The sequence below is a fragment of the Legionella busanensis genome (assembly GCF_900461525.1).
Taxonomy (GTDB): domain Bacteria; phylum Pseudomonadota; class Gammaproteobacteria; order Legionellales; family Legionellaceae; genus Legionella_C; species Legionella_C busanensis.
The window spans coordinates 2384238-2406753 of record NZ_UGOD01000001.1 but is presented as its reverse complement, the minus strand read 5'-3'; the positions used below and the strand labels follow the sequence as shown (position 1 = coordinate 2406753).

Below are 22516 nucleotides of genomic sequence, written 5' to 3'. Positions count from 1 at the left end.
AAAAACATTGTTTTTAAGACCCTACTTAAAACAATTATGTAATTAAGCTGGTGCTTAGTGCGAAAGTGATTGCAAAAATTAAATATGCGCATAAAATAATCATTTTTTAAAGCTATTATTTATGCCATCGCCTACGTTTTTTGCAGCATTACCCGTAGAAATTGCTCTTCTTATTCATGCTAAATTACCTGCCAAGACCTTGTATAAGCAATGTCAATTAGTGGATAAATACCAAGCGTTTATTGCGACCCTTGCTTTATTATTTAAGCAAGGACCTGAAGCGATTGTTTATCAGCAACATGTATTAGACAGCTTATTAAATAAGAAAGTAAACCCGGTCATTGACGTAGCTTATTTGAGGGATGAAAATCGAAAACAATTAATCGATGCTTTATTTAAGCTTATCAAAAATCCTTTATTAAATTTTAAAAGTAAATTACCCGCTTTATTGGTTATAAGCAAACTAGAGAATAAGCCTGCTTTAATTGATATTAGCCTAATCCATAAAATTGAGGCGCAATTAAAGAGTACGGATAGCGAAAAAATCTGCTTGGCCTTAAATTGGCTGACTCATTTAGTACCTTATCTTCCACCACTTTATTTAGATATATTTATTAGTTCTGTGAGCGCAATGGTAAAAGAGCCAAGTAAGCATGCTTATCAAGCAATTAAGTGTTTATCAGCGCTTGCGCCGTTTGCCCAATCTATTGTGCTTACAAACATATGCGCTGAGGTTAGTCTTAAATTGAGTAATTTTTACGGTTCTGTTCGTCACACAGCGGTAACATGTTTAGCAGCCCTTGTGCCATACGTAAAACCCATCGTACTTACGATGATATGCACTAAGATTAGAGCGCAATTGACTGATGAAAGTTTGGAAGTTCGCCAAGCGGCAGTAAAATGTTTAACTGTGCTTGCAACGTGTATGAAAGCCGCTGAGCTTAGTATGATATGTAATGAAGCTAGAGCTCAATTGACTCATGCGGACGAGTTTACACGTGAAGCCGCTTTATATTGTTTAGCGGCGTTTTTGCCACATGCTCAACTAAGCGATATTAGTAAGATACTTATTGAGATTAAAGCTAAATTGAATGACCCTGATTGGGAGGTTCGCAAAGCAGCTATAAAGTGTTTAGCAGCACTTTTACCATTTGCTCAACCTAGCGAGGTCAACACAACACTTATTGAGGTCAAAGCTAAATTGGCTGATGCAAAGTGGGGCGTTCGCCAAGCTGCGGTAAAATGTTTAGTTGGGTTTGCAACATATATAAAATGCCCGGAGTTTACTTCTCTATGTATTGAAGCTAGGGCTAAAATGAATGCTGGAGCTGGGCATGCTGATGCGGCATATGCTTTATCCTGGCTTGCACCATACGGACAACCGCATGAGCTTAGTGCAATTTGCACGGAAGTTAGGACTAAATTAACTGATGCAGATAAGAATATGCGTCGAGCAGCAGTAAAATGTTTAGCAGTACTTGCCCTACATGTGCCGCTGACTGAACTAAGCAAAATATGTACAGAGATTGAAGCCAAACTGAAGGATGCGGAGTGGCATGTTCGTTATGCAGCTTTGCAAGCTTTAATTAAACTAGTGGTTAAGCTACCGTATGATGCACAAAAAGAGTTTATAAGCGCTAACAGTAACACTTTATTACATAGCGAATTTCGGGACGCTTTTTATCAGTTAGTGAATGCTCTAATCAGCCAACAAGGAAGAAAAGATAAGGAAGTAGGTGAAATTTTTCAATTAATACAAGAGTATGACCCAATTTTTCACATCTTTTCTACGAAATATAGTGATTTGTTATCTAACCATTTAGGCACAGATAATAAACAGTTTACACTTTAGGTTAGTTAGGTAATAGCAATAACCGATTAGGGGGTGATCAGAGTAAACTTAAGCAATTTATCATCCTGGTAAGAGGCTTTCAGTCCTTAAAGATAGCCTAGGACAACAATTAAAGGAAGAGAGCTGATAATCAAAATGAAGCGGTTTTTATAAACTAATTATTTCGGCTATATACAGCTAAACAGTGTCTCGATTTGAGTTTTTATAATTTTTACTTTATTTGCAACAAAAAGAAATAAATTACACCCAGACATATAAAGTATAAATAACATATTAAAAAACAAGCAATTGATTATTAAAGATTTTATTAAATTCAACTAACTTTATTATAAGTACTAATTCAATGTATTCACCATCTAAATAAGTAGTAATTAATTCTATTTGTGCAAAATTTTATCAATATTTAATAATTCATTAATAAAAATTTTGTATAATATTTGTTCTATATTTTAATTAGGAGCTATTATGCCACTTACTACAAAGCCAATACCTAGTGTTAATTTACTAACAAAGCTTAGTGAACCAAAAGTTGATGAAATTATCAAAGCTGGCCAGAGTATTGTCCAACTTAAAAAAGTATTTCTTGTTACAGAAAAGCAAATGTGTGATTATATTTTAGAGAAATATAAATCGCAATTTTCCTCTTTACCTAAAGCATTAATTGCCTCTCTTCAAGCGTACTTAGAAACTGAGGATAAAACGACCAAGCAACAAAGTAATCCTACTATTATAGTGGAACAAAAAGAGGAAGTTCAGCAGGAATTTACTTTAGGAGATATGCCAAACTTAATTGAAGAAGATATTCAATTATATAACTTTTTTCATCCAATTGAATTAGATTTACAAAGGACTGAAAGTAGCGAACAACATGATAATCCAGTTTTTAATCCAGAAGTCGCAGCTGGCCAATCTGAAGAATCTGTTCAATTAGATAACTTGCTATGGAAAAAGATGTTTGGGGATCAAGAGATAGATCCTTTAGAAGAATTAGATATTTTGTCTGCTTTAACTGGGAATACAGAAGAATTTACGCAAAATTCAGAAACTTATTTACCCCAGCCAAACCAAGCATACTCAATGGATGTGATTGCACAACCGGCTGGAACTTCTACTCAAGAGAAAGTAGAAGAGAAAAGCGTTGATTACAGTCATCTACAATGTAGTCCAGAATTACTAGATTTGCTAAAAAAATCAAAAATTCCGTTACCAGAAAGTGGTAAAGAAAATAATTTTATTAAGCCAGCGGGCGAGAGATTAACACAGGTGCCAAAACAAACAGTTGCCTTGCCAAAAGTCGAAGATATTAATGCGGTAAATAAGAACACGAAGATAGTAGAAGACCTGTTGGCACAACATGGTTACCCTGTACCAGCAGGTTTTGGTAAAAAGCGAGGAGGAGGTTTTTTTGTCCCTGCTGGAAAAAAATTAAAATCCGAAGAGATATTAGCTGAGGAAACCCAACAAAATCATATGAATAAAAAGCAGTAAAATTATTAGTGGTTTTACAGAAATAGTTTAACTCAGAAAGTATTAAGTTTTAAGTAGATTTAGTAGAATGGATAGTAGCGGTAATTTACTCTACTTCCATCACCTACTACCTTATCTGGATGGATTCAACATTGTATCTAAGCTACCCGAGCTACTTCAGTCATTATTTAATAATAAATTGGCTAATTGCTTCATTAGCAGATTGCGCTTGTTTAGGTAAAAATTGAGGGTAGGTATAAAAAGTATGTGGCATATCCTTGTAGGATAAAATAGTTACTTTAACATTGGCTGCCTTTAATTTTTCAACAAAAGCAATATTATCATCCCGTAATGGATCATCTTCTGCAATTAAAATCAACGTTTCGGGTAAGTTCTGCAATTGTCCATACATAGGACTGACGTAAGGAATTTTCCAATCTTTTTTGTCTGGAACATAGCAAAATCTTTCAAACGCTAATAAGCTAGAATCTCCCCGAGGGTTACCTATACCGAGCTCGAAAATAGAAGGGTAGTTTTCAAAATGAAAGTCCATTAATGGGCATAAACATAGTATTTTATCAGGTATGGCAATGGCATGATCAGCGCAATAAAGTGCTACTGCAGCTGCAAGGTTACCACCAGCTGAATCGCCCCCAATAAAAACTTTAGCCTTAGAATTAGCTCGTATATATTCATAGACCGTCACACAGTCTTCTAAAGCCGCTGGATAAGGATGCTCAGGTGCTAAACGGTAATCAATGCTGATAACTTTTATCTTACTTAAGTGAGCAATTTTTTTAGCCCAAGCTTGATGCTTTCCAGCTGTAGGTGCAATCCATCCACCTCCATGAATATAAATAAAGACTGCAGAACTATCTAATTGTTTAGGTATGAAAAGAGAAATTGGAATGTCTAAATTATCTTTACTCTTAATAACTTGTTTTTTATAGGAAACATCTAAATATTTTTCTAAATCTGGATGCCCGGGATCACCCCAAGCTGACCTTAAAATAGTTAGCCATTGTTGCACAATCGATTTATTTTTAAGAAGATGTTGATAAAAATGCTGAGCTGGCCCTTTTTTCATCCAGACAGGCTCTTTACTTTTCTTCATTTAATAAATCCGAAACTTGAGTTATTCTTTGTTCGCGTGTACCCCAAATTTCTATTACTTTAGGTAAATTCGCCTGGGACATAATGCCAAATAATTTCTCTCTATAAATTGATTTAAATATAGCATCTACTTCATTACGATAACTTTGATCAGTAGGACGAATACCATCATCTTCTATTTCTATTAAATGTTTTTCAGTGATTGGAATAAACAAGATGAGATCAAGGTTTTTAAGTGAATTAAGTACAGGCTCAATCATACCCTCTACAAAAGCGAGATTAATATCAGTTTGTTTGTGATTAGCGGTATAAAGGGAATAAGCAATATAATCGATAGGACAACGATCAAAAATGACATTATCTAATGAAGATAGGTAACTCTGTACGCGAGTGATATTATAATAAAGCTGTATACCATTATGAAAACGCGTGGACTTATTACCAAACTTAATATCATAAAACTCTCTTAAAACACGATAGGGCTCTTCCTCATGTTTATAATCAGGATATGCATATAAGAAATCTTTGACAAAGGTACTTTTTCCAACAGAATGAGTGCCGGAAACTGCTATGCGCATTTTGTTTTCTCTCAAATTAATTCTAATTCAAGATTAGTACAGTATAGCCCTGTTCTCAAATTTAACTAATAGATTAGAGATAGACCGATTTCATAGCCGAAACTATGGAGGGGTGATCCATACTGTTATTTGTTTAATTACAGGTGGTTTATCTGATTAAATTTTTTCGGCGTTGCTATTATTAAGCCCTAATATTTGATTAGAAGTATTAATACAGGCGAAAAAAATTAGATATATTGAGAATAATGAAACATAAACCTTTTGATAATTTAACAAATACAATCTTTATTATTCGCTGCTTCATAAAGGCCACACAAATTTTTGTAAGCCTCTAATAATATTAAATTTTTTTGCAACTTTTTATCTAAAAAATGATAAGATATAATGCCTATAAATATTATTTGGTTTAATTTATAAAGGAGTAATAGCATGAAGCAAACTGGACAAATAAAGAAGCAAGAACACCAAGTAAGCATGTATAATTTATTAAACTGGGGTACCGTTTATCGAGGTTATAATGCACTAGTTGCAGGCCTTGTTATGATGCAATATATTAATAATCCTGAAGCTGCCGCTATAGAGTATTTACCAGATGTCGCTATTCATGCTTTTGAAGCGATTGCGCCTAATACTTTAAACTGTTTAGGTGCGGCTGCTAACTACGTACGCGGAGTACAAGCAGGAATAGCCTTTTTTTCTAGTAACTCGACAATTCCTAAACCGGCTAATTTAGTTGATGTCGTTAATCATGGTATTAATGTTTATCATCGAGCAATGTCTTAACCCTTAGTTCTAGCATTTAAATTCAATCATGTAGCCTTAATGTAGCGTAGCGCAATTAAGGTTTATTTTTATGCAAATATTAATTTAATAACCTAAATTCATATTTTTAACTTAATTCTAAAACACTTATCTAATAAATAAAAACACCTTGATTAATTTTTGATATTTAAAGATACTACCTTGTTCATTTTTTAAATGAATTTTGATTAATACCCTATTAAAAATCTAATTAATGAAAATATTACATTTTTATAGGTGCAATTATTTTTAATAAGGCTTTGTTATAGAGCCAATTTTTAAAAGGTAGTTTAAATATGAAAACAATAAAATTAGCAGCGCTGGCTTCCTTATTTGTATCACAGATGGCTGCAGCTCTTCCTTGTGATGGATTTGAAATTAAGCTAAAAAACGACTTGGCTGATGATTTATTGGTAACTAAGATTAAATTACATGGTGGTAAGTTAAGCCCTGGTGGTATTCAAAAACTTGATAGTAAAACAGAGCAAGTATTTACAGTAAATAATACAACTAATTTACCTATGACTGGCGAACTTGTATTTCACACTATAACTTTACCAAGTAAAACAGTTAAAATTCATTTTAACTTAGCTAATACTGGTTTAGGTTGTAGTTATGCAGATACCTCACCTGCAAGTGATTACTCAGTTGCTGCAAGTGGTTCATTAAATCAACTTAACTACACAATTTATAATCGTTAAACAGTAATAATTACCTACATGTAAGTTTAAATTAGGCTTACGCGTAGGTAATTCTCTAATATAATTTATGCGGTAATATCTCTGCTTTGTATAATGTAAAGTTTACCATCGACTATTAGCCATTTAATGTTTTAGGCAACCAAAAGCTTTTCTACATTGCATCCTATCAAGACTATTATTAATAATTTTAGGTAAAAACTATCATTATTTTCAATATGAAAAATTTAGTGATAAAACTAAATTCAACACAGCTAAGCGCTTACCTTACGTCACAATTTTTTGAAATATTTTTGTCAAATTGATACTCTTTATCTAGTAGTATTTCAACTTGATTAATTATTTTAAGTCGTTGTTCTTCATTTTTTTTGGAAAAAATATCTTCGCCTAGATTAATTAATTGCTCACGATTAGAAAACGTAATATTAATTTTAGTGTGAGATTTATCATTACGTGGATATAGTTCACCAACACATTCATTCCAGGTTGGCGTATCAGTATATTCGCATAAAAAATCGCCCCAAAAATCAAAAACATATTCAGGTGTTGTATGGACTCTAATATAAGTATGACTCTGATCTGAATTTAAGGTTTCTATTGATAACTCAATATCATCAAATTCAGCCATTAGGAAATAAGCGCCAACGATGGCATAGTTTTCACATGTTCCTGTTCCATACAAATAAGCGTCCTCAAAATACTTAGAATATAGGGAAAATGGCTCAATAATTTTTTGTAGATTTCTTTGTTCTTTATCAAAGAAACGAAGGCTATCAGCTATTACTGCGGGAAGCACATCAAGCTCTTTTCTAGAGTGGTTAACTGGAAAGAACTGATTTTTATTATTATTGCTATTTGTACAGTAAAGGCTGACTACTCTCTCAGCAATTGGGCTATTTGCTTTACCAAAGAGTAGCACTTCATCAACTTTTTCCTTTAGCCTTGCAAAACATTCAGACATAAAATCTAGTTTATCTAATTTATCAATAAAAGAGTTTAATTCTGTTTTAAGCTTAGACATACAAGTTAATACTACTCAATTTATGGTCGTATATTATACATACTAGTAAAAATATAATTAAATATATTTAATAATTTACATTTAGACTGATTAAAAAGTGCAAGTAGGTTAAGCTATAAGAGTATATAAAAATAGGTGCAGTTTACTCATTAAGCGATTGCTTTTAACAAATAATTAGTTTAATTGAGATAATTAAATAAAAAAAGATAATAAGAAGGCTTAAGGTTAAATTTGATAAGAACAGTGCTAAAACTGTATTTCAAAATAATGTTTAGAATAAAATAATAAAAGGTATAAGGATTTTTTGATCAAAGTAGGTAACCAGTCCAGCGTTTATAGTGCTGGATCATCTAAAGTATGCTTGTCTTCTAGCCATGCTTTGCGATCAGTAGCTCGCTTTTTAGCAAGCAGCATATATGAAAATAAAAAAATTAAGTCAAAATGTTGGGTAATTTCTCAATTGTAGTTGTTTTGTAAGACGCCTAATTTCAATTTAGAATTTGTTATTGATAAGGATCTGAGAGTAAATATTATGTAAATCATAATATAAAGAATTTAAGAGGAGTAATTAGGTATAAATATAATTTCTATAAATTAAGTATAAAAATAAATTAAGAAGAGTTTAAAGATAAAATGTTTGAAAAAAAAACCTTAAACTTATTATTTTAATCACCATCTAAAAAGTAAAATGATTAATATTTAACTTCTCAAGAAAACTAACTCTTATTTTTTTTCCACTTTATTTCAATTCCAAGCTCGCATTCATCACTTTCCTTTTCGTACTCAAACTCAACATACACGTCAATGGGTACATAAATACGTTTTTTGTTTATTTGTATTTGGAAGCCTTTGGTTTGTTCAATAGCGTCTGCAATTCGTCTCAATTTATTTGCAACGGCTGCTGAGCCATATATTTTTTCTAATTCTATTGCATCTTTTTCTTTCATAAACCCTCCGTAATCATTTTACAGTAACTCTTGTTAGATAGTTCTTTGGCCAGAAAAAATCTCTCATAGATACATTAATTATAAACGATTTGTCTAAGTTTTTTGTTTAGTAAGTCTTAGCTTCTCTTTTATCTATTTATTCTTGTTACCAAATTTCAATGTTATTGAGTGATTTAAGTAATTTTCTGAAAAGATTAGTTAGGTTAAAGTCTAGATAAGACAAGGCACATAAATAAGTGCCTTTAAGAGTCAATTCAGGAGCTTTTTTTACTATTAAATTCTCATCTAGAGCAAATTATTTTGACACCTGTAATGAGCACCCTTAGATCTTTGGTTGGCTATCTAGGCTCGACTCGATGACTAACCCAGCATTTATAACGCTGGATCAGCTAAATTTCCCTTGTCTTCTAGCCACGCTTTGCGATCAGTAGCTCGCTTTTTAGCAAGCAACATGTCCATAATTGACATAGAAGTGTCTTCATCTTCAAGCGTTAACTGAACTAAGCGTCGTGTATTAGGATCCATAGTTGTTTCACGTAACTGGATAGGATTCATTTCACCTAGCCCTTTAAAACGTTGTACATTAATTTTCCCTGCATTTGACTTAGTAAGCTTAGTAATGATTTTTTGTTTTTCTTCCTCATCAAGAGCATAATGAACTTGCTTGCCTGCATCGATGCGATAAAGAGGCGGCATAGCAACGAATACATGTCCTGCTTTCACAAGTGGTCTAAAATGTCTAAGGAAAAGGGCACAAATTAAGGTGGCAATGTGAGCGCCATCTGAATCAGCATCTGCTAAAATACAAATTTTGCCATAACGTAAGCCAGATATATCTTCAGAGCCAGGATCAACACCAATAGCAACAGATATATCATGAATTTCCTGAGAGGCTAAAACATGAGAGGAATCAATTTCCCAAGTATTAAGTATTTTACCACGTAAGGGTAATATAGCTTGGAAATCTTTATTACGTGCTTGCTTTGCAGAACCGCCTGCCGAATCTCCTTCTACTAAAAATAATTCAGCTTGTTTTAAATCAAGTTGCAAACAGTCAGCAAGCTTACCTGGTAAAGCTGGACCTTGGCTTACACGCTTACGAGCGACTTGTTTAGACTGTTTAAGTCGCCTTTGAGCGCGCTCAATAGCAAATGCAGCAATGGCTTCACCAAAGTTACGATGATGATTAAGCCATACAGCAAAAGCATCCTTAATTACTCCCGTTACAAAAGCTGCCGTTTGCCTTGAGCTAAGTCGCTCTTTGGTTTGACCAGCAAATTGGGGCTCTTTCATTTTTACTGACAAAATATATTGGCAAGGCTCCCATAAATCATCAGCAGTTAATTTTACCCCACGTGGTAGTAAATTACGTAAATCACAAAAAGCAGCTAACGCGTCAAAGAGGCCTGCACGTAAACCATTAACATGCGTTCCGCCTTGAATGGTTGGAATTAAATTCACATAACTTTCGTTTAAGCCAGAAGGAGCGCTATTAGGTGACCAAGCAACCGCCCAGTCAACGGTAGCTTCATCACTTGAAAATTCACCTGTAAAAGGTTCATCAGGGAAATAGTCAGCTGGCAAAGATTGTTTTAAATAATCAACAAGCCCTTTCTCAAAACACCAAAAAGCCTTCTCTTGGGTTATATTATTAATGAATGTCATCGCTAAACCAGGGCACAACACTGCTTTTGCTCTTAATACATGCATTAATTGTTTAGTTGAGAATTTAGGTGAATCAAAATACTTGGGATTAGGCCAAAAACGAATTGTTGTACCCGTATCTCGTTTTTTTACCACACCTACTTCATTTAATTCTTGTGTCTTATCACCATTAGCAAAAGACATTTGATAAACAACGCCATTACGTTTAATAGTAACTTCTACATGCTCTGATAATGCGTTAACGACAGAAACCCCAACGCCATGTAAACCACCTGAAAAAGTATAATTTTTATCCGAGAATTTTCCACCTGCATGCAAGCGTGTCATAATAACCTCAACCCCACTTAAACCAAGTTGCGGGTGAAGATCTACAGGCATGCCACGGCCATTATCCGTAACTTCGATGGAATTATCTTGATGGAGTGTCACTGTAATACTGTTGGCAAAACCAGCAATAACTTCATCAACACTATTATCAATCACTTCTTGTGCTAAATGATTAGGCCGAGTTGTATCAGTATACATTCCTGGCCGGCGTTGTACTGGTTCAAGGCCGCTTAATACTTCAATTGCTTGAGCCGTATAATTATCAGACATGACTTGATCACTTCTTTTTAAAGAGAGCTATTTTAGCATAAAAAGCACTCAAAATAGGAATGAAACTAGTGTTTATAGCATTATTTAGCTTCATTAAGCAAAAATATAATCTAAGTTAGTAAATCAATTAAATTATAGATGAAAATAGTTTGATTTTATAAATATAAAAATTATCATTGTGCTTTCTTATCTAACAATAAATCCAAATTAAGGCAATGAAATGGCGACTCGACCAGAAGAAGTATTTAAGAATGATGATTCGCAAGTTTTAACTAGAGCATCAAGGGAGTTTAGATATCGTAAAGAAGGTAACTTTGTGAAAGATGGGCGTGATTTCAAAACTTGGTATCATATAGATGATGCTCAAAGGCTAGTCTGGAAATATTATAATGATATAAAAGATAATTTTCCATTTGGCACTAATCAATCTATTAAAGATGTTATGTTGCCGCCTTATGTATCATTCGATGATGATAGACTTAATGTCGTTAACTTTTTTTCTGTATTAATTAACTTTTTTCAGCAAGCGGAAAATCAACATAAAGTTTTTTTTCCGTTTATGGTTAAGCCGGAAACAGGTGGCGCACATTATATCGCTGGTTTTTTAAGAAGAAATCCTAAAGGCCAAGTAGATATAATTATCTTTAATCCAATAGGATTATCTAAACACGATAGAATAGGTACTGAGTTAGCGAAACTTGATAAAGACAGTCTGAACATAGCTAATATTATTTCATCGCCACATACTATTCAAAGTACTGAAAAAGATAATGGCCCGCTTGTTTCTTGTGGTCCAATTTGCGTAGAATTTTTAAGAATAGCTATGTCTAATCTAGATTGGTTAACGATGCTTGATAAAGATTTTAAACTACCGCCAGATTTACTCGCTCCTTTACAAGAAGAGTATCAAGAAATTATACAAAAATATCGTCTCAAGCATGATCAATTATTAACGCAAGTTACCGAAACTGATTTAGATCAATTAGATGAAGATTATAAATTTATTATTGAGGCAATGCTTAATGGATTAATGACTTGGTTAAGACAAGATAGTGTAAAAGCGACAGTCCAATTTGACGAAGATGATTGGTTTTCAGAGGATAATTACGGTTCTGAAAGTGAATTGTATGATGCAAGTGATGAGGAGGAATTTAGCGATGAGGAAGAAAATCCAGATGATAAAGGAGAACTTATAAATACACCATCGACAAGTCCAAATTTAAAGCCTGAAATGACTATAATCACACCTTATTCATCGCCTAAGCTATCACCGCAGAAACAGGTCGAAAATAAAATGGAGCTAGAAGAATTAAATAATTCAATTATAAAAAAAGTTGAAAATAATCAACCTCAAGTGTCGTTTGACACAAACTTAAATATACTTGAAGAAAATAATTTAAATAAAAGCACGGTAAGCTCTCCCAGTGGTGTGAAATATGTACAAGACGAAATTGATCGATTACGTAAAGCCTCAAAAAGTTTCTTTGCCATTCGGTGTGAAAAAAAAGCAACGCTTATTGAGACAGCTTTACAAGAAGCAATTCGAAAAGGTGACGATGTAAGAAATGATGAAGGCGTAAGAGCAGCTTTGGGCTATCATCGGATTTTCAGTTTCTTTGGTCTAAAGAAAGCAGATGCCTTACAACATATAGAAGAATCCTTAAATCCTCCAAAAAATCAATTATAACTAAGACAACTTAGCCTTAATTAAGGCTAAGTTAATCCTTTGGAAAAAGGTCCATTGGTTAATTTTACTATTTTACTTCTATACTTAACTCATAAGTTGATCTAAATTTAAACAAATTTTAATTCAAGATAATTAGTGTATACTAAAAGGGACGCGACTGAAGAAGTTGTTGTTTTCAATAGAAAATTAGTATTTTAATTAACGACATGATTTTAAATCTGAACTGATTTATTGAGGTATAAGGAGAATAAAATGACCATTTTTACCTATCTAAAAAAAGATCATCGGGTAGCTAAAGAACTGATTAATAAAATATTGCACTTAGATCCCCATGCTACTGAGCAACGAGACGATTTATTTAATCAATTAAAAAAAGAAATTATTATTCATAGTAAAGCTGAAGAAAAAGTATTTTATAAGCCTTTAAAAAAGGAAGAAGCAACTAAAGAAGAAATTCCACATGCTAAAGAAGAGCATGAAGAAGTTGAGCAAATGTTAGATCGTTTATCAGATAAAACTCTAAATGGTGCTGCTTGGACAAAGTTATTTCAAAAAATGGCAGATTCTTTAATGCATCATATTGAAGAAGAAGAAAATGAAATTTTCAAAGATGCTAAAAAAGAATTATCTTCTGATGAAGCACAGGAAATGGAATTAGCCATGCAAAAGGAAAAGAAAATCATTGAAAAGAAAATGGATATTCCACTTCGTAATGAAGAAGATAAGTAGACGGTAAGTTCAGGATAAAAAGATATAGGCTTTTTATTGTTAAATAAAAGGCAGCCTGCAACTGTTAGGGATAAATTAATTATTTTATCCCTAACCTTGATTTCCTGTAATCGCTTGCTAATTATTAAATTTGTAATATTATGATAAAGGACTTTATCTTGAAGTAAAAAGGATTTACTGAGGTATGGTTTGATATAGATGTCAATTAATTATAAACAAGGGAATGATAATGACAACATTAGTTGGAACCCAAGAGCATTTTAAGGATGCCTTATACGAGCTTTGTGAACTTGATTATGATGCTATTGAAGCTTATGAAGCAGCTATCAATCGAGTTGATAATGCTGAGTACCGTAGTAAATTAACTGAATTTAAAAATGATCATCAAAGGCATGTCCAAGAAATAACAGCACTCTTAGAAAGCCATCAAGAAAAAGCCCCTGATGGACCTAGTCTTAAACAATTACTTACCCAAGGTAAAGTGGTATTAGCAAATATGCTTGGTGATGAAGCTATTTTAAAAGCGATGATAAGCAATGAAGTAGATACAAATACAGCTTATGAACGCATTAATTCTCACAAGTATATATGGCCTGATTCTGTTGAAATATTAAGCAGGGGATGGGCTGATGAGAGACGTCATAAACAATGGCTGGAATCAGTAACGAATCAACGATAAATGAACTCGGCTTAAGATTAATAGAGAGTTTAAATTCCTAATCATTTCTAAATAGAAAAATGTTTAAATTAACAAATAAAGGAGTCGCTGCTATGAAACGGATACTTTCAGTAATGCTTACTACTATGGTCTTTTCTGCTGTTAATGCTGCTGCATCTTCTGATTCAGATACAACAAATGATTCTTCAAATGGTAGTTATTCTACCACAACTGGCACAGGTGCTGATACTACAGGTACAAATACCGGTACGGGTATCGATACTACTACTACCGGTACAGATAATAGTGGTATTGGTAATTCTATGGGTACTGATACTACAGGTGGTGATGTAACAGGTACTGATCCTATAGGTGATGGCACTAATGATACTATGAGTACGGATAATGGTGTAGATACAAATGGTACAGGTACTAATATGGGTACTGATGCATCAAGTAATACAGATAGCTCTATGGGTACTAGTACTACAGGTGGTACCGATACAACAGATGGTTCAATGGGAACAGGTACTACAGGTGGTACTGGTACAACAGGTGGTTCAATGGGAACAGGTACTACAGGTGGCACTGGTACAACAGGTGGCTCAATGGGCGGCACTACAGGTGGTACTGGTACATCAGGGGGCTCAATGGGCGGTGCTACAGGTGGTAGTGGAGCTGGTGCAGGTGGAGCTGGTCAATAAGATTAATTTATTTTAACAATTATGATTTAAGGAGAATAACATGGTTAATAATGAGCGTACGGGAATTTTAACGATAATTGGAATTATTGTTATCGCTGCTCTTGTCCTTTATTTCTTATTTGGCCGTCATACTGATAACGCTAATACCACGGGTACTACCACGACGACTACCGGAGCAACTGGTACTACAGGCACTGGTGGTACTACAGGCACTGGTACTACAGGTGCTGGTGGTACTACCGGTACAGGTACTACAGGTACTGGAACTACAGGCGGTGCTGCTGGAACAACTGGTACTACAGGTGGTGGGGATACAACTGGCGGTAGTGCTACTGGAACAGGCGGCGGCGCTTAATTACCTATATTGATCACCTCAACATGATATCCAGCAAAATTTGCTGGATATCACTCTCTATAATTTCTTTTTACTATAAGCATTAGACACCTGCCTTAATAAACTCAAAAAGTATGTTAGCTGATTCACATCAGTTATTTTTATTCTATACTCAATTAAGGATTGGTTAAAATCAATAACAGGGATAATTATGACAAAACCAGTTTGGAAAGGATATATATCATTTGGATTAGTGGCAATTCCTGTCAATTTATACCCCGTTGAGAAAAAAAATGAGTTGCGTTTTCATCTTTTAGATGCACGCGATCAATCGCGGGTTCGCTATGAGCGGGTTAATGCAGAAACAGGCAAAGAAGTTCCTTGGGATGAGATTGTTAAAGCGTATGAATTTCAAAAAGGTAGTTATGTCGTTCTTGATGATGAGGATTTTAAGCACGCCGCACCTGAAGCATTTAAATCAATTGATATAGAGGAATTTGTCGATTTAAGTGATATTAGTTCCCTTTATTTTGATAGACCTTATTACATGGTCCCAGATAGCTCTAATAAAAAGGCATATGTTTTATTGCGCGAAGCTTTAAAGAAAACTGAAAAAGTTGGTATAGCTAAAATTGTCATTCGCAATCGAGAATATCTAACTTTAATTTTACCTCATGAAGAAGCTTTGATTTTATATGTTATTCGTTATCATCAGGAAATTCGTAGTGAAAATGAATTTGATTTTCCTAATGAAGGCTTAAAAGCTTACCATATTAATGATCGGGAAATAAAAATTGCTACTGATCTAATTCATGAAATGAGTGCAAAATGGAAGCCAGAGAAGTATCATGATGAATATCGTGATGCATTAATGAAATGGATTGAAGAGAAGAAATCGACGAAGACTACGAAAAGAAAAGCAGAAGAACCTACAGAGAAAAATGACGATTTAATTGATTTTATGACGTTACTTAAAAATAGCCTCAAAAACACCAGTCGCCGTTCGACTAGTAAAGACGAGAAAAAAAGTAGATAAGACTTAAATACTTTTTTAACTAATCTGTAAGAGCTAAGTGTCAACACACCCTAATCAAAAGTTATAGTGCGCAAACACTAGAATTTATTCGACTACGATAGGTGGAAATCGGTCGGCGTAATTTAAAGGTTTTTTTGCTATATTAATGGCTAAATTTAATGCTGTTTTAGTAAAAATTGTTGATAATTCATTATTCGCTAAAATTGCTGTAGGTTGGCCAATATCACAGTGATTGCGAATATGTTGGTCTAAAGGTAACTGGCCTAGTAGCGGAAGATTGAAATTGGATGCTAACTTCTGTCCACCACCTTCACCAAATAATCTGTCTTGATGACCGCATTGGCTACAATTATGATAAGACATATTTTCGACGATACCTAATACATTAATATTTGTTTTGGCAAACATCTGAATTGCTTTCTGAGCATCCAGTGTTGCTACGGGTTGAGGTGTAGTAATAACAACAGCGCCTGTTAAAGGAATTTTCTGTACCAAGCTTAATTGAATATCGCCTGTACCGGGAGGAAGATCAATAAATAAATAATCTAGTTCGTCCCATAAGGTTAAATTCAACATTTGAATAAGAGATTTAGCAAGCATGGGACCACGCCAGATTAATGCTTGCTCGTCACTTGGCATGAGATAGCCAATTGACATTGCTTCAATGCCATGCGCTTTAACAGGTAAATAATGTTCTCCACTAATTTCAACTGGTTTATGTTGGCCGAGCATTAAAGGGATGCTAGGTCCATAAATATCAGCGTCTAAAATTCCTACACGTGCACCAGCACGCGCTAATGCGGTAGCTAAATTAACTGTCACAGTTGATTTACCTACACCACCCTTACCTGAGGCTATGGCAATTGTATTCTTAACGCCTCGTAATCCTTTACCTGCCAATTGCGTTTGATGGGCTTTAATAAAAGAGTCTAGATGAACATCAATTTTTAAAGAAGGGTAAATATGTTCCAATTTCGCTTTAATAGTAGGTAGATAATGTTTTTGTAAGAAATTAACTGGAAAACCTGCCTGTAGATAAACTGCAAGGTGACTTCCTTCTTTCTCTTCATTAAATTTAAAGTCCATTTCTGCGGCCGTTAAATTAAGAAGTTCGTCTTTAGTTGTTTGTAAAATCTCACCAGAGTAAGAAGAAATAGTCATGGTAATCATAGGGTAATTATTTTTAGACTATAATAACTGAATTGATTTATTTGTAAATTGACCAATTTCAATTAAATAATTTTAAGGATGATCATGAAATTATTAAAAATAATTCTAATCATAACTGTTAGCTTTTTTTATCTCCCTTTATTTGCTGAGTCGCAACAACCATCTTGTCCGGACTTAAAACAAATATCTCTTATTGGAAAGGATTTAAAACAAGATTTTGAAGAAAAATTATGTCAAAAACCCATGTCGCCTATGCGTATAAAATGGCTAGTAAAAAATAGTTTGCCTAAGATATTAAATAAAGAATTTTTAGGCGCTGAACCTCCTGAGAATTGGGAAACATTGCTTAATAATTTGATTGACTCTTGTTATCAACAAGGTGATTTATGTAAAAAAGAAATACAACAGGAGGTTAATAATTGTCTTAAAACCGCAATTCCTTTAGTGATAGTTCAGTTAGGCCCTTGGTTTGGTGATAATTGTACTGCAATTAATCAAACCTTTATTAAAAATTGGGCGGTGAAAAAAAATGTTATTGATCAATTAATAAAAGAAGAATCAGACGCTTTAGTTAACCAAAGTAAATTGGATTAACTTATAAATTTAAATTTATTCAAATTGACAAAATTTGATTTCATGTTGACATAAAATCAACATTATGGATAATAGTATCCCAAATCCTGGTGTACTATTTAAAATTATGCAATTTATATCTTTGAGAGCGTTTTTAGATAAACAATTACCAAGCATGTTCAGACTTAGGGTTCAGAACTTTTTTAGTTTTTTACCTTTTGTTCCTAGCTTTAGAAAGGAGATTTTAGAGTTAAGGGCGTTGGTTAATCAGTCTAAGTCGGATAAACGAAATTACAGCTATTGTGAATACTATAAACACAATTTAAGTTATTTCTCATCCGCTTTTTTAAAGGAAAATAATTTTAGTTATTCTATTGAGGAATTAGCCTATCTTAAGCAGTTAAATAAGCAGAATTCATTTAAAAATATAAAAGAAAATTTACCACCTGTTAGTGTAAGTCAAGATGAAGATAATCTAATTAACAATAGCAAACTTCTTAATAGTTACTTAGTTCAGGTAGAGAGCTTTTTAAAAAAAGATGATTTTCAAGAAAAAATAGAAAACTTGTTAAAAGCCTTAGAAAATAAAGAATTACACATTAAGCTAGCAAAAGAGTTAATATCTCAAGCACGCGCTAAACCTTATCAACCAAAACTAACGCAAAGTGCCCTAATTATTATTGATAAACTTAATTTTGAACAAGAACAATTAGTCAGTCAGGTATTTGATGACTTAAAAAATGATCAAGCGTTAGATAATTATTACTTTTATTTAATTCACAAAGCTGAAACTTACAAATCGACTCTTTTTGACTTAATTGATGACTTAGGAAGTAGCAAAGCGAGTAAAGAACCATGCCTCTATAAATTACAGCGTGAGTTCTTGCAAATGAAGCATCCTTTAAATCAGTTGTGCGACAATGGCGTTATACAAGAAAAAGAAGAAGCTATTGATAGTTTTATAAATCACTTTAATTTATGGCGTGATGAACATCAAGCTAAGCTTACTACTACAGCGCTACCGGATTTACAGGTTAAAAATTTATTACAGCAGATTACTCAATGTATCGAAAAAATTAAGGGCTATATAAAAATTTTAAACGAATCTACTTTTAAGAAAAAATATTATCAAGATCAAGTCGCAGATATAAAAATGCGAAAGCTTTATTATGATCGAAAAGAATTTGAGGAAGATTTAGAATATAACAGAATAGATAAAATTTCAGAGCAAAGATTATATGAGTTATATCCTAACAATAATGATTTTATTAAGCAGCTGCAAAAATGTAAGCAGCAGGGGATAGAAGTTTTTGATGCAAGAGAGTTAAAACATCAGGAAGAGTCTGGCTTTTCCAAAGCTTCAATGTTAAGTATTTAATATAAACTAAGTTATATTCTGATATCTACTGACTTCTATCGCCTACGTGTCTAACTTGTTCGGGGCATCCAGGAGATGGTGAAATTAACTAAAAGCAATCAGCGATTTTCTGGCATTAATTTCTATACCTTTCAAAGGTGGCCGATTTTGTTCTAGATATCGCGACTAAGTTGCGGTATGTAAGGTTTTATGAATAGTCATGCCTAGTTAAACGCAAAATAATGAGAGATTGAGATACAAGTTTTTTGTATTAATAGGATCAGAGCAATGTACAAGTATTAATCTGTGCTTTATTTTCGACTTTCCAAGATAGCCAAAATTGGGTTGGAAGATAATAAATCCCTAACTGCATTGGCACCTTAATGATCTCTTTTAAAGGTTCTATATTTTTATTTAATTCTTCTTGATCTAATCGTTGCTGTTCTTGGGTAGCAGGGGTTGTTTTAAAATTAATTAACCAATAGGCACCCTGATCATAAAACGTTCTATCAATTAATCTCGTTTTAATGTAGCCATCTTCATTAATTAGTAATTCATATTGATTACGTTCATCTGTATGCAATTTACAAAGCCATTGACCAAGCTCACTTGTTAGCATTGCTGCAATTTGGGATTGAATAGTAAGAATGGTTTTAGTTTGCTCACTGTGAGTAAAGCCCATCATTTGCAATCGCTTCTGAAGCATAATCCAAGGTAATTCAGTAATATCTTTTGGATGATTGTTAAAAATCCAATAGAGTAACTCATAAATAGCTTCATTCGTTTGGCTGGTCAATATATCTTGTTCAATTGATATATGTGATCGCGCTAGAGGTGGTATTTCTTTAGCTTGTATGTAGTGCTCTAAAGGTAGGCGCTTTAATATAGGTAATATCACTTGTAGGTTGGATATGGAAGGAGGGTAATCTATGGAGGTAAATGATTGTTTACTTAAGAATTCACGTAAAGTATTAGGCGTTAATTTTTGGTGATTATCAAAAAGATAAAGCCTTTTTTTAGTACGTGTTACAGCAACATATAAAAGGCGCTGCTGTTCATAGCTATCCTTTTCGGCGTCAATATCTGATAAATAATTATATAAGAGACATTGCTCTTGCTGAGCTGCCCGAATAGGAGACATAAGGAGTAAGTCATCACCAACTTGTCTAGGTAATTTTAACCAGCGAATTAGCGGTCTATCCTGTTGCTGCGATTTACTGCCCAAGCTCGGTAGAATAATAGTATCAAACTCCAGGCCTTTGGATTTATGAATAGTCATAATATGTAGTCGTGAAGACGACGTATTTTGAGAGTAGAGTCGTTTGAACTCTATTTCAAATTGTTTTATATCATTAATTTGCCCATCTTTCGTAAATCTATTGAGCAAATTAAAAAATTGTTCAATGTCTAATTGTTGTGAATCACTTAATAGTAAATCACCATGCAACTGTTTGATAATTTCAATTAAGGATTCTATTAACGGTTTTTGCTGACGAGTATTTAAAGCCTGTTGCATAACAGTATAAAAATAACGGGCGCGAATTAAACCTTCTTTGCTTAATTGTGTTAATTTATCTAAGTGAGCCAGTGTATAATAAATTGAACGATGCTTATTAAAATTAGCGATTTGATATAAGTCCTTTAAAGAAATGCCACACCAGGGACTTCTTAGAGCAGCTAACCAAGCTAGCCGATTAGCAGGCATCAGTAACGCTTTAGTCAATGACCAAATATCAACTAAATGTGCCAAACTTGATAACTTTTCAACTTCTACGCCTTGAAAAGGAATTTTTTTTCGTCGCAGCAAAGGAACTATTTCCGCTAAATGGGTACGTGAGCGCACCAATATAGCCATGGTATCTTTTGGATAATTAATTAATTCTTGTTCAACTAATTGAACAACTGCTTCTGCTTCTTGTTGTTTATCGTTAAATTGTTGCGCCTTTATCCAGCTTTCTGTGGATGAATTTATTACAGCACTAGAGGCGTGAAACGAAATAGCGCCGGTTTCAATGTCATCATGAAGAGGAAAAATAGAGCTAAAGTGATCATTAACCCAATCAACAATCACTGAAGTAGATCGGAAATTCGCACTAAGCTCAAGTGGTATTAACTTAACACCACCTAATCCTTCTTCACGCGCTTTAATAAATAATCCTACTTCAGCTTGTCTAAAACGATAAATTGACTGCATAGGATCACCAACAATAAATAATGTTTTACCATCTTCTGGGCTCCAGCCTTGAACAAGTTTTTTAAGCAGTTGAAACTGCTGCAAAGATGTATCTTGAAATTCATCAACAAGAATATGATGAACCGTATGATCAAGGTAAAGAGCTAAGTCTGTAGGATATAAATCATCACCAAGTGCAAGTAAAGCTTGTTGTGAAATAGCAGTAAAGTCTACTTGATTTTTGCTACAAAAAGTGACATGTAGGTGGGCAGCTAACAAAGGTAAAAGTGCAAGTAGTGCTTGTAAAATTTCCCATTGCTCATCATTATAATAGGGAGCTGGAAGATTTTTTAAACGGATTAATAATTTTAAAAATTGTGGAATGTTGCTTAAATTATATAAAATATTTTTACTTCTAGTTTTTAAATCCTCATAAGTTTCTTTGTTACAACTATCTCGTTTTAAACCCACATGGTGATCAAAGCTTTTCCGTAGCTTATTATCTTTAGTTAGTAGTAAAGAAGCTAAGCAGTTTGCTACTTGGCGATTAAATTGATTAACTGTTGTCCACTCTCTTAGTGGTTGTCTTGATTGATTTATTTCTAAATCAAGCATGGCAAATTGCGAACATAATTTACGTAGCTCTTCACATAGTATTGAGGGAAAACTACTAAGAAAGCGCTGTAATTCATGTTGCTCAATCAAGTAAAGAGCTTGTTCAAAATTTTTCTTTGTCTGCTCGTGTGCTGCATAAACAGCAGGCAACCATTGCTCCCGCGTTTTAAGTAGGTCACTTAGTAAAAGAACTAATCGATCTTGGCGATTATCAAGATGATGAAGTAATATTTTTAAGGGATTATGTAAAAAGTCTTTGTTAAGTACATCAGTTAACCAATCGCGTATTGCTTGTTGATAAAGATCGTGCGAATCTTCACTTACTTTAGCGTAAGGAATTTGCTCATCATTTAAAAAAATGGCCTGACTAATGGTTTGACACAATGCATCAATAGTCATAATTTTTAAGCAACCTGGCTGTTTAAGGAGCTGCCAATTGTATTTTAAACTATGATTTAAAGCGTCTTTAGCATAGCGCTGAGTTAATTGCTGATGAAGCGTATTGGCTTCAACACCATGTTCTGCGCGTTGTAAGGCGGTTATAATTCGCTCACGCATTTCACTGGCTGCTTTGCGTGTAAAAGTTAAGGCAACAATTTGCTCAGGTGAAGTTACTGTACTTAGTAACCTTAAATAACGTTGGGTTAATAACTCTGTTTTACCTGAGCCAGCTGGTGCTTGAACAATAAAAGAACATTTTGGATCGGTTGCTTGTTCACGTTGCTTACTATCCTTAAGCAT

19 protein-coding genes are annotated in these 22516 nt (G+C 33.7%); 12 read left to right on the top strand and 7 right to left on the bottom strand.

The window, feature by feature from the left end; all coding sequences use genetic code 11:
- Positions 1-121: 121 nt before the first annotated feature.
- Both DYH30_RS10715 and DYH30_RS10710 read left to right on the top strand, forming a co-directional pair.
- Positions 122-1852, top strand: coding sequence for a HEAT repeat domain-containing protein (locus DYH30_RS10715; RefSeq protein ID WP_115331655.1), 1731 nt, complete (start codon positions 122-124; stop codon positions 1850-1852).
- A gap of 465 nt (positions 1853-2317) precedes the next feature.
- The gene (locus DYH30_RS10710) at positions 2318-3340 is read left to right on the top strand and encodes a hypothetical protein (protein WP_115331654.1); all 1023 of its coding nucleotides are present in this window, start codon (positions 2318-2320) and stop codon (positions 3338-3340) included.
- 163 nt (positions 3341-3503) lie between these two features.
- Here the strand turns inward: DYH30_RS10710 and DYH30_RS10705 are convergent, their stop codons facing one another.
- Positions 3504-4433: an alpha/beta hydrolase gene (locus tag DYH30_RS10705; protein ID WP_115331653.1), complete on the bottom strand. Its 930-nt coding sequence runs from the start codon at positions 4431-4433 to the stop codon at positions 3504-3506.
- Positions 4420-5010 carry an AAA family ATPase gene (locus DYH30_RS10700; protein WP_115331652.1) on the bottom strand — a complete coding sequence of 197 codons (591 nt, stop codon included), beginning with the start codon at positions 5008-5010 and terminating at the stop codon, positions 4420-4422. Before DYH30_RS10700 ends, DYH30_RS10705 begins: the two co-directional genes overlap by 14 nt.
- Positions 5011-5439: 429 nt before the next feature.
- On the opposite strand from DYH30_RS10700, the gene DYH30_RS10695 reads away from it, so the two are divergent.
- Positions 5440-5793 (top strand): hypothetical protein, encoded by a 354-nt coding sequence (locus DYH30_RS10695; protein ID WP_115331651.1) that lies wholly within the window; start codon positions 5440-5442, stop codon positions 5791-5793.
- A 314-nt stretch (positions 5794-6107) separates the two neighbouring features.
- On the top strand, positions 6108-6512 hold the full coding sequence (locus tag DYH30_RS10690) for a hypothetical protein (RefSeq protein ID WP_115331650.1): 405 nt from the start codon (positions 6108-6110) through the stop codon (positions 6510-6512).
- Between the two features lie 259 nt (positions 6513-6771).
- On the opposite strand, the gene DYH30_RS10685 is transcribed toward DYH30_RS10690, so the two are convergent.
- From DYH30_RS10685 to parE, 3 genes are all read right to left on the bottom strand, one after another.
- Positions 6772-7530, bottom strand: a complete 759-nt coding sequence (locus tag DYH30_RS10685; RefSeq protein ID WP_115331649.1) for a hypothetical protein — start codon at positions 7528-7530, stop codon at positions 6772-6774.
- 716 nt (positions 7531-8246) lie between these two features.
- Complete coding sequence (locus DYH30_RS10680; protein ID WP_115331648.1) at positions 8247-8477, bottom strand: amphi-Trp domain-containing protein; 231 nt, start codon at positions 8475-8477, stop codon at positions 8247-8249.
- A gap of 372 nt (positions 8478-8849) precedes the next feature.
- Positions 8850-10739, bottom strand: coding sequence for a DNA topoisomerase IV subunit B (gene parE, locus DYH30_RS10675; protein ID WP_115331647.1), 1890 nt, complete (start codon positions 10737-10739; stop codon positions 8850-8852).
- Between the two features lie 220 nt (positions 10740-10959).
- Here parE and DYH30_RS10670 point away from each other — a divergent pair, with 220 nt between their 5' ends.
- The 6 genes from DYH30_RS10670 (at position 10960) to ku (ending at position 15887) form a co-directional block, all read left to right on the top strand.
- Positions 10960-12426: a hypothetical protein gene (locus DYH30_RS10670; protein ID WP_115331646.1), complete on the top strand. Its 1467-nt coding sequence runs from the start codon at positions 10960-10962 to the stop codon at positions 12424-12426.
- A 252-nt stretch (positions 12427-12678) separates the two neighbouring features.
- The gene (locus DYH30_RS10665; protein WP_115331645.1) at positions 12679-13155 is read left to right on the top strand and encodes a hemerythrin domain-containing protein; all 477 of its coding nucleotides are present in this window, start codon (positions 12679-12681) and stop codon (positions 13153-13155) included.
- A gap of 229 nt (positions 13156-13384) precedes the next feature.
- Positions 13385-13834, top strand: coding sequence for a DUF892 family protein (locus tag DYH30_RS10660; RefSeq protein WP_115331644.1), 450 nt, complete (start codon positions 13385-13387; stop codon positions 13832-13834).
- Positions 13835-13926: 92 nt separating this feature from the next.
- Positions 13927-14517, top strand: a complete 591-nt coding sequence (locus DYH30_RS10655; protein WP_115331643.1) for a hypothetical protein — start codon at positions 13927-13929, stop codon at positions 14515-14517.
- 40 nt (positions 14518-14557) lie between these two features.
- Positions 14558-14872: a hypothetical protein gene (locus DYH30_RS18170; RefSeq protein WP_115331642.1), complete on the top strand. Its 315-nt coding sequence runs from the start codon at positions 14558-14560 to the stop codon at positions 14870-14872.
- Between the two features lie 190 nt (positions 14873-15062).
- Entirely contained in the window at positions 15063-15887 is an 825-nt protein-coding gene (gene ku / locus DYH30_RS10645) for a non-homologous end joining protein Ku (protein ID WP_115331641.1), read from the top strand.
- Positions 15888-15971: 84 nt separating this feature from the next.
- On the opposite strand, the gene apbC is transcribed toward ku, so the two are convergent.
- Positions 15972-17048: an iron-sulfur cluster carrier protein ApbC gene (gene apbC / locus DYH30_RS10640; protein ID WP_115331640.1), complete on the bottom strand. Its 1077-nt coding sequence runs from the start codon at positions 17046-17048 to the stop codon at positions 15972-15974.
- Positions 17049-17141: 93 nt separating this feature from the next.
- Between apbC and DYH30_RS10635 the strand changes: the two genes are divergently transcribed.
- Positions 17142-17651 (top strand): hypothetical protein, encoded by a 510-nt coding sequence (locus DYH30_RS10635; RefSeq protein WP_115331639.1) that lies wholly within the window; start codon positions 17142-17144, stop codon positions 17649-17651.
- Positions 17652-17715: 64 nt separating this feature from the next.
- Positions 17716-19008 carry a hypothetical protein gene (locus DYH30_RS10630; RefSeq protein ID WP_115331638.1) on the top strand — a complete coding sequence of 431 codons (1293 nt, stop codon included), beginning with the start codon at positions 17716-17718 and terminating at the stop codon, positions 19006-19008.
- Between the two features lie 259 nt (positions 19009-19267).
- Here DYH30_RS10630 and DYH30_RS10625 read toward each other — a convergent pair whose 3' ends face one another.
- Entirely contained in the window at positions 19268-22516 is a 3249-nt protein-coding gene (locus DYH30_RS10625) for a UvrD-helicase domain-containing protein (RefSeq protein ID WP_115331637.1), read from the bottom strand.